The sequence below is a fragment of the Aquimixticola soesokkakensis genome (genome assembly GCF_900172375.1).
Taxonomy (GTDB): domain Bacteria; phylum Pseudomonadota; class Alphaproteobacteria; order Rhodobacterales; family Rhodobacteraceae; genus Aquimixticola; species Aquimixticola soesokkakensis.
In genome coordinates, this window is sequence record NZ_FWFS01000008.1 from 18000 (window position 1) to 31636 (window position 13637).

11 protein-coding genes are annotated in these 13637 nt (G+C 60.5%); 6 read left to right on the top strand and 5 right to left on the bottom strand.

The genetic code is table 11. From position 1 onward, the window contains the following. Nucleotides 1–23: 23 nt before the first annotated feature. The gene (locus AQS8620_RS10825; RefSeq protein ID WP_085836927.1) at nt 24–707 is read left to right on the top strand and encodes a sugar transferase; all 684 of its coding nucleotides are present in this window, start codon (nt 24–26) and stop codon (nt 705–707) included. Nucleotides 708–841: 134 nt separating this feature from the next. On the opposite strand, the gene AQS8620_RS10830 is transcribed toward AQS8620_RS10825, so the two are convergent. From AQS8620_RS10830 to AQS8620_RS10850, 5 genes are all read right to left on the bottom strand, one after another. Beyond that, nucleotides 842–2539: a bifunctional protein-serine/threonine kinase/phosphatase gene (locus tag AQS8620_RS10830; protein WP_085836928.1), complete on the bottom strand. Its 1698-nt coding sequence runs from the start codon at nt 2537–2539 to the stop codon at nt 842–844. A gap of 66 nt (nt 2540–2605) precedes the next feature. Next, entirely contained in the window at nt 2606–3448 is an 843-nt protein-coding gene (locus AQS8620_RS10835; protein WP_085836929.1) for a formate/nitrite transporter family protein, read from the bottom strand. A gap of 25 nt (nt 3449–3473) precedes the next feature. Further along, a complete protein-coding gene (nirD, locus tag AQS8620_RS10840) occupies nt 3474–3797 on the bottom strand; it encodes a nitrite reductase small subunit NirD (protein ID WP_085836930.1) in 324 nt (107 codons plus the stop codon). Beyond that, nucleotides 3794–6238: a nitrite reductase large subunit NirB gene (gene nirB / locus AQS8620_RS10845; RefSeq protein WP_085836931.1), complete on the bottom strand. Its 2445-nt coding sequence runs from the start codon at nt 6236–6238 to the stop codon at nt 3794–3796. Before nirB ends, nirD begins: the two co-directional genes overlap by 4 nt. Nucleotides 6239–6812: 574 nt before the next feature. After that, nucleotides 6813–8396 (bottom strand): alpha-glucosidase, encoded by a 1584-nt coding sequence (locus AQS8620_RS10850; RefSeq protein ID WP_085836932.1) that lies wholly within the window; start codon nt 8394–8396, stop codon nt 6813–6815. 341 nt (nt 8397–8737) lie between these two features. Between AQS8620_RS10850 and AQS8620_RS10855 the strand changes: the two genes are divergently transcribed. The 5 genes from AQS8620_RS10855 (at nt 8738) to AQS8620_RS10875 (ending at nt 13574) form a co-directional block, all read left to right on the top strand. Next, nucleotides 8738–9739, top strand: a complete 1002-nt coding sequence (locus AQS8620_RS10855; RefSeq protein ID WP_085836933.1) for a TRAP transporter substrate-binding protein — start codon at nt 8738–8740, stop codon at nt 9737–9739. Nucleotides 9740–9825: 86 nt separating this feature from the next. After that, a complete protein-coding gene (locus tag AQS8620_RS10860; RefSeq protein WP_159453233.1) occupies nt 9826–10335 on the top strand; it encodes a TRAP transporter small permease in 510 nt (169 codons plus the stop codon). Then, nucleotides 10332–11633, top strand: a complete 1302-nt coding sequence (locus AQS8620_RS10865) for a TRAP transporter large permease (RefSeq protein ID WP_085836935.1) — start codon at nt 10332–10334, stop codon at nt 11631–11633. Before AQS8620_RS10860 ends, AQS8620_RS10865 begins: the two co-directional genes overlap by 4 nt. Nucleotides 11634–11653: 20 nt before the next feature. Then, a complete protein-coding gene (locus AQS8620_RS10870) occupies nt 11654–12613 on the top strand; it encodes an amidohydrolase family protein (RefSeq protein WP_085836936.1) in 960 nt (319 codons plus the stop codon). A 28-nt stretch (nt 12614–12641) separates the two neighbouring features. Continuing rightward, nucleotides 12642–13574 (top strand): alpha/beta hydrolase, encoded by a 933-nt coding sequence (locus AQS8620_RS10875; RefSeq protein ID WP_085836937.1) that lies wholly within the window; start codon nt 12642–12644, stop codon nt 13572–13574. Nucleotides 13575–13637 lie beyond the last annotated feature (63 nt).

Consider the following 13637-nt stretch of genomic DNA (forward strand, 5'->3'; position numbering starts at 1 on the left):
CACTACCCCTCAAAGGGCTTTTAATGATGTCATATTTACAAATCGAGACGAAAACCGCCTTTGAACCCGTCCCGACAACGACCCAAAAATTCAGTCTTTACGCCGATGGTGCGAAACGTGTTTTGGATGTGATGTTTGCAATCGCACTGATGCCGATCCTGTTGCCCGTCATCGTCCTGCTCTGGGCAATGGTGCGCCTTGACGGTGGCGCGGGTTTTTATAGCCAAAAGCGGGTTGGCAAAGACGGGAAGGTTTTCAATTGCTTGAAGCTGCGGACCATGGTTCTGAACGCTGAAAAAGTGCTGGAAGACCTCTGTGCCTCCGACCCCGAAGTCGCCGCTGAATGGGAACGTGACCAGAAGCTGCGCAACGATCCCCGCATCACGCGCGTCGGCAAATTCCTGCGCGCCACAAGCCTTGACGAGCTGCCACAGTTTTTCAACGTGCTGCGCGGCGACATGAGCTTTGTGGGCCCGCGCCCCTTCATGGTGTCCCAGCAGATGCTTTACGTCGCTGCAGGTGGGCGGGCCTATTTCCGCATGCGCCCTGGCATCACCGGCGCATGGCAGATCGACGGGCGTGGCGTCAGCACTTTCGCTGACCGCGTTGGCTACGACGAAAGCTACTATGACAAGCTGTCGTTCCTCACGGATACGAAATACATGCTCGCGACTGTTAAAATCGTGGCAAAGCGGACAGGCCACTAAGTCGGGCCACGAACTGGCGCGAGGTTCAGAAGAACCAAGTGATGACGAGGGGGCGCTTTGGGGCGCCCTTTTTCGTGCAAGGGCACTGCGTCTATCCCGAGCTGCGCGGTTAAACCGCGAGAAGCGGGATGTCCCTAGCGCGCTAGCAGCGCGACGATGACCAGGATCAGCCCCGCGCATAAGGACTGCCAGAACACCAGCGGATCGCGTGAGGCAAGGGGGGCAAAGGCCTTGGGGTCGAACCCTGCCATCGGGCGTTTGAGGTTGGCGGTGAATTCGCTCAGCGCCTGGGTGCGCTGACGCGGGTCGGGCGCGGTCGCCTGCTTGAGCGCAGCATCAACCCAAAGCGGCACATCGCTGGCAGGCGCATAGCGCAGGCGGCGCTGGGCGCGCAGGGTGGTGGCCCGTGCGACATTGGCCCCGAACGGCAGGCGGCCGGTCAACATTTCATAGGCGATCACACCGAGCGAATAGAGGTCGGAGCGGTCATCGCCTTGATACCCTGCGAAATACTCGGGCGCGGCGTATTGCATGGTGCCCAAGATGTCGGTGTCGTCAAAAACCGGTGCGGCTTCGACCACACCGGCCACACGGGTCGCGCCGAAATCGATCAGTTTGACGGTGCCGCCTGCGTCGATCATCACGTTCTCGGGGCGCAGGTCCTGATGAACCATTTCGCGCCGGTGAAACGCCCGCAGGCCGGTGGCGATCTGGTCGACGATGTCGCGCACCTGCGCAAGGCTGGGGCGGGGCGTGTCATGCATCCAGTCACGCAGGGTTTGGCCCTCGATAAACTCTGATGTCACATAGAGGTGGCTGCGGTCGCGATCCGGTCCGGCGGCTAGCACATGGGGCGAACTGATACGGCGCGCGATCCAGTCTTCCATCATGAAACGGCGCAGCACATCGGGGCTGTCGCGCAGCTCGGCCGAGGGCACTTTCAACGCGACCCGCTGGCCGGTGTCGATATCGCTGGCAAGGTAGATCTGGCTGCGGTCATTGGCGTGCAGGGTGCGCTCGATCCGCCAGCCGTCAAAGATGCACGGGGGCGAGAGCAGCGGGGCGGGGGCCAACGTGGCTGCGGTATCGATCACCTCGGGGGCGGTGGCATCGGGCAACGCGTCGATGCGCAAAAGCTGGACGGTGCAATTATCGGGCGAGCCCTGCGCCAGAGCCTGCGTCACGATGGTCTGTGCGGCCGCCTCCAGATCCGGCGTTTTGGCGATGATGCCTGCGATGGTTTCAGGCGACAGATACTCGTGAACACCGTCACTGGTGAGGGCGAAAATATCCCCCGTATCCAACGCTTCTTCGCGGTAGTCGATCTCGATCCCGTTCGCCAGCCCCATGGCGCGGGCGAGGTATTGCTCGCTTGCCGACAGCACTGTGGTGTGATCGCGGGTCAGGGGTTCAAGCGTCTGGCCTGACACACGGAAAATGCGGCTGTCGCCTGCGTGAAACAGATGGGCATGGCGGCCTTTGACGATCACAGCGGCCACCGTACAGACATAGCCGCGGTCCATGTCGCTGGTCCGCGCGCGCGCGGTTTGCGCAAAGAGCCATGCATTGGTCGCCGCCAGAACCCGCAAGGCCGAGGTGCGCACGCTCCATGTATCGGATGTGGCGAAATAGTCCCCCATAAGCGCTTTGATGGTCACCTCGGCGGCCAGATGCGACACTTGTGAGCTGGAAATCCCGTCGGCAAGCGCGATGACCGCCCCTTTGAGCGCCAAGCTGCGCCCCTGGGGGACTGTCGCGCCGTAAAAATCTTGGTTCAGCGGTTTTACGCCCTTGTCAGAGGCCTGGCCGATGGAAAGCGCGAGGTTGCTCATACGACACCCTTGTCATGCGAATGGCCCCGCCGTCGCCGGCAGGGCCATGAGAAAGATGTCTCTGTGTTATTCAGCGGGGGAGGACAGCGGAGCCGCTGCCATGGGGCCGCGCTTGGGCGAGGTTTTGTAGTGGGTGGAGTAGATCATGCCGCCCACAAAGGTCAGGCCACCGACAACGTTGCCAATGATGACAGGGAATTCGTTGTAGAGCAGGTACTGGCTCCAGGTGAACTCACCGCCCAGCATGATGCCCGAGGGGAAGAGGAACATGTTCACGATCGAGTGCTCGAACCCCATGTAGAAGAACACGAGGATCGGCATCCACATTGCCATGATCTTGCCCGATACCGAGGTCGACATCATCGCAGCGACAACGCCGGTCGAGACCATCCAGTTGCACATCACGGCGCGGATAAACACAGTCAACATGCCGCCAGCGCCCGCCGCAGCATAGCCCACGGTGCGCGCTTCGCCGATCTGGCCGATTTTGACGCCGATGGCGTTGGGTTCGGTGGTAAAGCCCATGGTGAACACGATCGCCATGAAAATAGCGGTGGTCATGGCGCCGGCAAAGTTGCCGACAAACACCAGCCCCCAGTTACGCATCATGCCGCCAAAGGTAACGCCGGGGCGCTTGGCCAAAAGGGCCAGCGGCACAAGCGTGAACACGCCGGTGAGCAGGTCAAAGCCCAGCAGGTAAAGCATGCAAAAACCCACGGGAAACAGCAGCGCGCCGACAAGTGGCTGGCCGGTGTTGACCGTGATGGTAATCGCGAAAGCTGCGGCAAGGGCAAGGATTGCTCCGGCCATATAGGAACGGATCAATGTGTCCTTGGTGGACATGAATACTTTTGATTCGCCTGCATCGATCATCTTGGCCGCAAATTCGGCAGGTTGGACGTAAGCCATTGGACTAATCCCTGATGTGAGTGCTTTAGAGGCCGATAAGGACGCTGCCGTCCTCTTCGAGTTTTGTCGGAAAGCTGAGGGTTGCGCCTTCGTCGGCCCCCTGTGCGGTGCCGGTTTCAAGCGAAATCACCCAGTTGTGCAACGGGCATGTCACGCAACCGTCGTGCACGATTCCTTGGCTGAGCGGCCCGTTTTTATGCGGGCATTTGTCTTCGAGCGCGTAGATGCGATCATCGGAGGTGCGAAACACCGCAATGGTCATCTCGCCGTTTTTCACGCAACGCGCGCCTTGGCGGGGGATGTCGTTCAATTGACCGACGGCCACCCATTGTTTGGTTGCAACGTTCATTCTGCGGCCTCCAGTTTGATCTCTGCCATGGGCGAGAATTCATGCGCCTCGGCGCCAGCAACGCGTTCGGCCCAAGGGTCGATCTGTGCGAATTTTTGGGAATAGACGAAGCGTTCGTAATAGGCATGGCGTTGCTCCAGATCGTCAAACACCATCGCTTTGACGTGGTCGTAGCCGATGCGATCCGCCCATTTGTAAATCCGCTCAAGGTAGTAGCCCGTTTCGCGGTAGAATTGCGTGAGCGCCCCGACCACTTCGATCACGTCCTGTTCGGTCGCCACATTGCCAAGCTTGGTGGTGCCTTGGATGTGCAGACCCGCCGCCCCGCCATAGAGCACTTCATAGCCGCTATCGACACAGACGATGCCGATGTCCTTGCAGGTGCTTTCGGCGCAGTTGCGCGGGCAGCCCGAGACGGCCAGCTTCAGTTTGGCAGGCGCCCAGGATCCCCAGAGAAATTGCTCGAGCTTCACGCCAAGTCCGGTGCTGTCCTGGGTTCCAAAGCGGCACCAGTCCTTGCCGACGCAGGTTTTGACCGTGCGCAGACCCTTCGCATAGGCCGCGCCGGAAATCATGCCCGCATCATTGAGGTCTTTCCAAACCGGCAGAAGGTCCTCTTTTTTCACGCCCAAAAGGTCGATGCGCTGACCGCCCGTGACCTTGACGGTGGGAATGTCGAATTTATCGGCCACATCGGCAATCGCGCGCAGCTCGTCGGGGGTGGTGATCCCGCCCCACATGCGCGGCACAACGGAATAGGTGCCATCTTTTTGGATGTTGGCGTGGACGCGTTCGTTGATAAAGCGCGACTGCATGTCGTCGGCATATTCACCGGGCCAGTCGCTGATCAGGTAATAGTTCAGCGCGGGGCGGCATTTGGCGCAGCCCTCGGGCGTCGTCCATTCCAGTTCCTGCATGACGGCGGGGATGGATTTCAATTCCTTGGCAACGATCAGGCGACGCACATCGCCGTGGCCCAGATGGGTGCAGCCGCACATGCCTTCGGGCACCGCCGCCGCGTCTTCGCCCAGCGTGATCGTCATCAGATCCTGAACCAAGCCCGTACAGGTCCCGCAAGAGGCCGAGGCTTTGGTGTGGGCGCGTACTTCGGCAAGCGACGTAAGGCCCTTTTCGGTGATGGCGCTGGTGATCTGGCCCTTGCAGATCCCGTTACAGCCGCAGATTTCCGCGTCATCCGACAGACCGGCAACGATGGCCAGCGGGTCAACTGCCCCGCCGCCCTGAAACATCTGGCCGTAGATCAGGGTCTCGTGCTTGTCGCTGACATCCTCACCGGATTTCAGCATCTCGTTGTACCAGCCACCATCGGCCACATCGCCGTACATCACGGCGCCGATCACCTTGTTGTCGCGCAGGATTACGCGTTTGTAGGTCCCCGCAGAGGCGTTGCGCAGCACGATATCTTCGCGGTCCGGCCCTTCGGCGAAATCGCCCACCGAATAGAGGTTCACGCCGGTGACCTTCAATTTCGTCGGTGTTTCAACGTGTTGGAAGGCGGCATCCGAGGGGCCACTCAGATGCGCTGCGGCCACTTTTGCCATTTGATACAGGGGCGCAACGAGGCCATAGACCATGCCGCCGACTTCGACGCATTCGCCCACCGAGTAGATGTCGGGGTCGGAGGTTTTCAGATCAAAGCCGGTGACAATGCCGCGATTGACCTCAAGCCCTGCATCCTTGGCAAGTTGCACGGAGGGGCGGATGCCCACGGCCATGACCACGAGGGAGGCGTCGATGATGCGGCCGTCGGCCAGTTCAACGCCCTCGACCTTGTCGGTGCCGAGGATTTGCTTGGTGTTGGCCTCGCACAGAACTTCGATGCCGCGCCCTTCCAGTTCGCGCTGCAACAAAAAGCCCGCAGCAGGATCCAGCTGGCGCTCCATGAGGGAAGCCATCAGGTGGATGACGGTGACTTCCATGCCCTGCATACGCAGGCCCGCCGCCGCTTCGAGGCCCAGCAAACCACCGCCGATGACCACAGCGCGCCCGCCCGCTTTTGCGGCCTTCATCATGCCATAGGTGTCTTCGAGGTCGCGATAGGCCAGAACGCCGTCCAGATCCTTGCCCGGCACGGGGATGATAAAGGGCGAGGAGCCGGTGGCGATCACGAGCTTGTCGTAGGGGGCGGTGATGCCGTTTTCCGAGGTGACGGTTTTGGCGGCGCGATCGATTTTGGACACTTTCGCGCCCTTGTGCAGCGTGATGCCATGGCCCGCGTACCACTCCTCTGAGTGGATCACGATGTCCTCAAAGGACTTTTCGCCCGACAGAACCGGCGACAGCATGATGCGGTCGTAGTTCACGCGCGGTTCGGCGTTGAAAATCGTGACATTGTAGCTGTCGGTGGCCTCGAACAAATGTTCAAGCAAACGGCCCGGAGCCATTCCGTTTCCAACGATAACAAGGTTCTGTTTCGACATGACTAGTCCCCTAAGAAGCGCGCGGAGTGTACAAACCCGCCGCCGGTTTTCCTGAAAGGAACCCGGGGATGCGTTGGCCCGTGTTCCTGAGCCCGCCCGATAGGGAAGGCCGCGAAAAACACAGCGCCGTTGCTGTATGTCGTTAAGTCGCCAGCTTGATGCGCCATTGCATCTTGCGAGAGAGACAGGTGGACCCATGGAGGCCCGAATGTTTCAGTGGCGTTAATCTTTCTTTGATCGTTCGATGTGATTCCAGCAAGGGTGCCTGTGGAACGCCTGTCGCCTTTTGACGCATCTGGCCGCAATGCGCGTGAGAGATATGCAGACGTCGGGGTGTGTGTTCAATTTTTGTGCGCTTCGCGAAAAGTCGCCGCGGTCACAGCCTGTCACATCCTGCGTTTTTCTTGACGTCCAAGGTGTGCAAACGGGCGCGCCGGTCGTGCAACTCTGTGGCGCTTGAAGGTGGTGCGATCCCATGATCTAAGAGGTAGGGCGCTATCTCGCGCCATGTGATCACGCGAGATCAAGCCAGTCGGCACGAAGGAAGAGAAAAAGGGGGGGCATTCCCCCCCTGTCAGATTTTTTGGGCAACCAAAAAGCCGCTAGGCCCCAGTGTAACATGGGTTTTATCCACGCTGGCGCTGCGCGAAATCAACGTGTCACAGGGGCAGGGCAGATCAATCGCCACCGTCCCTTTCGACAGGTTGAAGGCGCAGATCACATCGTCGTCGCGGGTAAAGGTGAGCACAGGATCGGGCATGTCCAAAAAGGTCATCGTGCCGGTTTTGAGCGCGGGTGTTGTCGCGCGTACCTTGATCATTTCACGGTAGAATTGCATCACGCGCTGGGCGGTTTCGGTGTCTACCGCGCGCGCAAGTTGCGGCTCTTTGACGGGCAACCACGGTTTCACGGTCGAAAATCCGCCAAAGGGCGCGCCCTGTTCCCAAACCATCGGCGTGCGGCACCCGTCGCGGCCCTTTTCATCCGGCCAATAGGCCAGCCCCTGCACATCCGTCAGCTCCTCATAGAGCATTTCGGTTTCGATCTGCCCGAGTTCCTCGCCCTGATAGAGACAGACCGACCCGCGAAAGGACAACAGCAGCGCCGCCGAAACAATCGAGACTGCCTCGCTGTCGGGGCCGTGGTCGAGAAATCGCGTGGTGTGGCGGGGCACATCGTGGTTGGAAAACGCCCAACAGGGCCAGCCGTCAGGGGCACCATGAAAGAAGCGGTTGATCGTGCCGCGAAAATGCTTGGGCGAGAAATCCGGCCCGAGCATATCAAAGGAATAGGCCATGTGCAGGCGCTTGCCTGTGGTATATTCGCCCATCAATTCAATGGCTTTGTGGTTGTCGCCAACTTCGCCCACCGTGGTGCGCGCGTCATATTGATCAAGCAGGGCGCGGATGCGTTCCAACCAGGCGACGTTTTCGGGCTGGCTTTTGGAAAACAGTTGGTACTGATAGTCGTAGGGCTTGTGCGGCGGGTGTTCGTGATTGACGTAATCGGCGGGGTTGTCGCGCAGTTTTTTGTCGTGGAAATAGTAGTTTACCGTATCCAGCCGGAAGCCGTCCACGCCGCGATCCAGCCAGAATTTCATCACCCCCAGCATGTAATCCTGCACCTCGGGGTTCCAGAAATTCCAGTCGGGTTGGCCCTTGGCAAAGTTGTGGAAATAATACTGGCGGCGGCGCGGCTCCCATTCCCAAGCGACCCCGCCAAACAGTGACATCCAGTTGGTGGGTGGCGTGCCGTCACTTTTGGGATCGGCCCAGATGAACCAGTCGGACTTGTCGCTGTCGCGCGACATCCGGCTGTTCTGGAAAAACGGATGTTGGTCGGATGCGTGGGAAATCACCTGATCGACGATGACTTTCAGGCCCAATTCATGGGCGCGCGCCACCATGTCGTCGAAATCGGACAGGGTGCCGTAGACGGGGTCGATGTCGGTGTAATCGGACACGTCATAACCCATGTCGAGCATGGGGGAGGTAAACACCGGCGACAACCAGACCGCATCGACGCCAAGGCTGGCAATATGGTCCAGTTTCTGGGTGATGCCCTTGATGTCACCGACCCCGTCGCCATCGCTATCCATAAACGAACGGGGGTACACCTGATACGTCACCGAGCCGCGCCACCAATTGTCATCCGTCATCTGCGTCTCCCGCGTTCGATCCTATTTTGTCCTTTCATTCGCGCGGGAAAGCGGGGTCTTTGCAAGCGCTTTGATTGCCTGATTGGCGCGTCGGTCATCGCAATCGCGCGATTGAGCGCCAAATGCGCGCCCTTTGCATCCATTTGGTGAATGGGCTTCCAATCATAGTGTCAATTTCGCGGCGCGCGGGTGCTGATTTACTGTGCGAGCGGGGGGAGGACATCGCGCGACGATCTGATTTTGGCAGATAAACGATTATACTTGCTAAAATCGTTGACTGCATTGTGGTACAATTGCATTGTATAACGGTATCGGGGAGGAGCCCGATTTGGGAGGACATCATGAAACATCTTACCTGCGCCGCCGTGGCGCTTACCCTTGCGACCTGCGCGACACTTGCTGCGCCCGTGGCGGCGGAAACGCTTAAAATTTCCAGCTACCTGCCCCCGAAACACGCCTTTACCCTTGCGGTCGAGGCCTGGGGACAGGAGCTGTCGCAAAAGACCAATGGCGACATCACAGTCGAAGTCTTTCCCGCCGGTCAGCTTGGCCCTGTGAACCGTCAGTTCGATCTGGTGACCGCAGGGGCGGCAGATGCGGCCATCGTGCTGCATTCGGCCACGCCGGGGCGCTTTGCGATGTCGGAACTGGCAGGGCTGCCGCTGAGCCACCCTGCGGCGGGGGATCTGAGCACGATCAGCTCCGAGCGGCTGACCGCGCTCGCGCCCGATTATCTGGCGGACGAACATGCAGGGACGAAAATCATCTGGATGGCAGTCACGCCGCCGTTGAAAATCAACCTTGCCAAGGTCAACCCCGACAGTCTTGAGGCACTCAAGGGGTTGCGCATCCGCTCGGCCGGGCAGGTGTTCCAATCCGTGCTCGAAACGCTCGGTGCCTCGCCCCTGCCTGTACCGCCCGCCGAAGTGGCCGAAGGTCTGGCCAAGGGGATCGTCGATGGCGCGATGTTCCCCTTCGAGGCCGATATGGCGTTCGATCTGGGGCCGGAGCTGGACTACAGCCTGGAGCCGGGCGTGGCCTCTGCCACCTTTGCCTTCGTGATGAGCGAAAAGACCTACGACGGGTTGTCGCCCGAAACCCGAGCCGTCATCGACGCGATGTCGGGCCCCGCGCGTGGCGCGGCGTTTGGCGCAGAGTGGGACAAGGGCGAAAACGCCGGCCGTGCCTACCTTGGGGAAAACGACGTGACCATTGTGACCCTGTCCGAGGCAGAGCAGGACAAGTTGCAAGGCATGGTCGCCCCGATCATCGACGCACAAATCGCGGCCGTGGGTAAAGACAACCCGGACGCGCAGGCCTTTTACGACGCCTACACACAATAAACCTGCAGATCGGCCCTGCGCGCAAACCGGCGCGCAGGCGTGTGTCAGGCGCAGTGCCGCCATGCGGCCATCTTTGGGAGGGGATGATGCAACGGGTCTATCGGGGAATTTCACTTTTTGCCGCCGCGCAACTGGCCATCAGCCAGCTTGCGCTGTTGGGGATGGTGCTGGCGATCACGGCGGATGTCGCGATGCGCGCGCTGTTCAACAGCCCCATTCGCGGCACCTATGATACGGTTGGTATCTTGTTGGCGATCAGCGCGCTTTACGCCGTTGCTGCGGTGATTTTGGAACGCCGCGACATCGTGATCGACCTGATCGACGGCTTCGTGCCGCCGCGCGTTTCGACCCTATTGCAGCGGATTTGGGCCATCGTGGCGGTGGCGGCGCTTTGCTTTCTCTTCTGGTCGATGCTGCAGCCGATGCTGGAGGCCAAGCGCTACGGCGACACCAGCCTCGAGCTGCGTCTGCCGCTTTGGCTGGTCTGGATCGTGGCGCTGGGCGGCATGGCGGGCGCGGTGCTGGCGGCGGTGGCGATTGCATTGTCCCCCGCGACAGGCAGCGCTCCCGTGCAAGGCGAGGCCAGCGGCGAATGACCAATTCCACTCTTGGCCTGATCGTTATGGGCGTGATGTTTGTCCTGTTGCTGATCCGCATGCCCGTGTGGCTGGCGCTGGCGCTCTGCGGCTTGGGCGGCAATTTCCTGATGAGCGGCATGGGCGTGTCGAAAATGATCGCCGGATCGGTGCCCTTCGATCAGGTCACAAATTACAACCTCTCGGTCGTGCCGCTGTTCATCCTGATGGGCGAGGTCGCCACCTCGTCGCGCCTGTCGAGCGAATTGTTCCAGGCGGCGCGCGTGTTCTTTTCCGGCCTGCGCGGTGGGCTTGCGATTGCCACCATCGGGGCATCGGGGGCGTTTGGCACCGTGTGCGGGTCCTCTGTGGCGACGGCTGCAACCATGACGCGGATCGCTTTGCCGGAAATGCGCCGCGCGGGCTACGGCGACGGCTACTCGGCGGCATCTGTTGCGGCGGGGGGCACGCTTGGCATTCTCATTCCGCCCTCCATCGTCCTTGTGATCTACGCGGCCATTGCCGAGCAATCCCTGCGCAAACTCTTTGCGGCGGCCTTTTTGCCTGGCATGGCGTTGGCGCTGCTCTACATCGCCGTGGCCCTGATCGTTGCGCGGTTTTCCGGCGGGCGCATCCCGGCCGACCCGGCGGCAACGCTGGGCGCACGGTTCAAGGCGCTGCTGGCCCCGTGGCAGTTCATCCTGCTGTTCGGCGTGACCATCGGCGGCATTTATTCCGGCATCTTCAGCCCGAACGAGGCCGCCGCGATCGGGTCGTTCGGCGCCATCGTGCTTGGCTTTGCCACCCGTCGATTGACGCTCATTGGCTTGCGCGCGGCGTTGAAAACCACGGCGCTCACCTCGGCGATGTTGTTCCTGATCATCATCGGGGCGACGATGCTGGCCAATTTTGTCGTGCAGACCAAATTGCCGGAAGTGCTGATCGCCACCGCCCAAGGCCTTGGGTTGGGTCGCTACATGGTCATGCTGCTGATCATCGCGCTTTACCTGCTTTTGGGCATGTTTTTGGAAGGCATCGGCATGGTGCTGATCACGGTGCCCGTGTTCTTGCCGGTGATCGTCGGCTTTGGCTTCGATCCGGTGTGGTTTGGCGTTCTCGTGGTGATCGTCGTTGAAATCGGCCTGATCTCGCCGCCGGTCGGCATGAATATTTTCATCATCCAGGCGCAGTTTCGCGATCTCAGAATTGGCGACATCTACGCAGGCATCCTGCCGTTCCTGCTCGCGCCTTTGGTGCTGATCCTGACGCTTTTCTTCTTTCCCCAAATCGCGCTGTGGTTGCCACAAGCGCTGTACTGACCTGTCCGAAAGGAACCCAAATGACCCAGAAAATCGCCCTCGAAGAACACTTCATGGCCCCCGGTTTCGAGGAGTATTTTGCCAAGACCGCCATCAATATTTCCCCCGCTCTTTTTGGCAAGGCGGCCGACGCGCTTGCCGATTTTGGCGAACGCCGCCTGTCGGGCATGGATGCCGCCGGGGTGCGCACCAGCGTCCTGTCGCTGTCTGGACCGGGCGTGCAAGCCGAGCCAAACCTGCGCGTTGCCGTGCGCAAGGCCAAGGAATGCAACGACTTTCTGGCCCAAAAAATCGCAGACGCAAAAGGCCGCTATGGCGGGTTTGCCCATCTGGCGGTCCAGGATCCGCAGGCCGCAGCCGACGAGCTGGAGCGCTGCGTGCGCGATCTGGGCATGCAGGGCGCAATGATCAACGGCTCGACGAACGGCATGTATCTGGACGATGACCGCTGTTCGCCGCTGTGGGAACGCGCCGCCGATCTGGGCGCGCCGATCTATATCCACCCCAACAATTCCGCCGATGTGCCCTATATGTACCACGGCCACCCCGAGCTGTTTGGTCCCGTGTGGTCCTGGACCGTGGAGACGGGCAACCACGCGCTGCGGCTGGTCTTTGGCGGGGTCTTTGACCGGTTTCCCAAGGCCAAGCTGATCCTTGGGCATATGGGCGAAACCCTGCCCTATCAACTGTGGCGCTTTGATAGCCGCTGGGCGATTTCCAATCGCGGCGACATGCAGTTGGATCAAAAGCCTTCGGAATATTTCAAACGTAATATCTGGGTCACGTCGGCGGGGGTCTGTTCGAACGAACCTCTGCGCTGCGCGATTGACGCGATTGGCGCGGATCGGGTGATGTTCTCGATGGACTACCCGTTTGAAAACCCCACGGAAGCTGCGGAATGGATCGAAGCCGCGCCGCTGTCGCAGGCCGAACGCAACATGGTGTGCCACGACAATGCGGCGAGGCTTTTGGGGCTGTGATGTCTGACTTTGAACAGGGGAGAAAAGAATGATGATGAAGAGAGCCGCAGTGATCTGCGTTGTGGCATTGAGCGCGCAGGCGGGGGTTGCACAGGTTGCACAAAATCCGGAAATTGCGTCGCAACTTGATGCGATGGGGCAGGCGTTCAACCCTGAGACCATTGGCGCCACCTTCGGGATCTACAAACCTCTGCACGCCAGTCCCGACGCCAGCGTCAGCGTTCTGACGGATCAATCCTACGGCAGCGACGGGCGCAATATGCTGGACGTGTATCGCCCTGCAGAGGCCGATGGCAGCGCCCCGATCGTGGTCTTTGCCCACGGGGGCGGTTTTGTGCGCGGCAGCAAGGACGACGTGGCCCATATCGGCGCATGGCTTGCGCAAAACGGCATGGTGGGGGTCACCTTCAACTACCGGCTCGCGCCCGAGGCCGTTTGGCCCTCGGGGATCGAGGATCAGGCCGCGGTGGTTGACTGGATTCGCACCCATCCCGATCTGCACAAGGGCAATCCCGACCGCATCATCGTGATGGGCAATTCAGCGGGCACCGCCCATGTCGCGGGCTATTTGGGGCAGGGCAGGCCAGAGGGTGTCATCGCTGCGGTGCTGATATCGCCGCCCGCGCTGGAGCTTACCGACCACCCCCTCGATCCGGCGCGCGATGCGACTTATTTCACCGGCGATGACCTTGGAGCGCAATCGCCGCTTGCGGGGCTTGTCGCGTCCGAGGTGCCGTTGATGGTCGCTCTTGCGCAATATGATATCCCGCTGGTGCAGGCGCAAACGGCCACGCTTTTGGCGGCTGAAGTTGCGGCAAAGGCCCGTTTGCCAATGCTCGCGACCGCCTATGGGCACAACCATATCTCGATTGTCGAACATCTCGGGACCGAGGATCGTGTGTTCGGGGAGGATATTCTGGCCTTTATCCGATTGCAGGTCTTGCGCGCGGATCGACCCTAAACCGGGGGGAACAGGCGCTAACGCAGGCCGTTTTGTCCTGTGTTAGAGCCTATTTTCATCGGG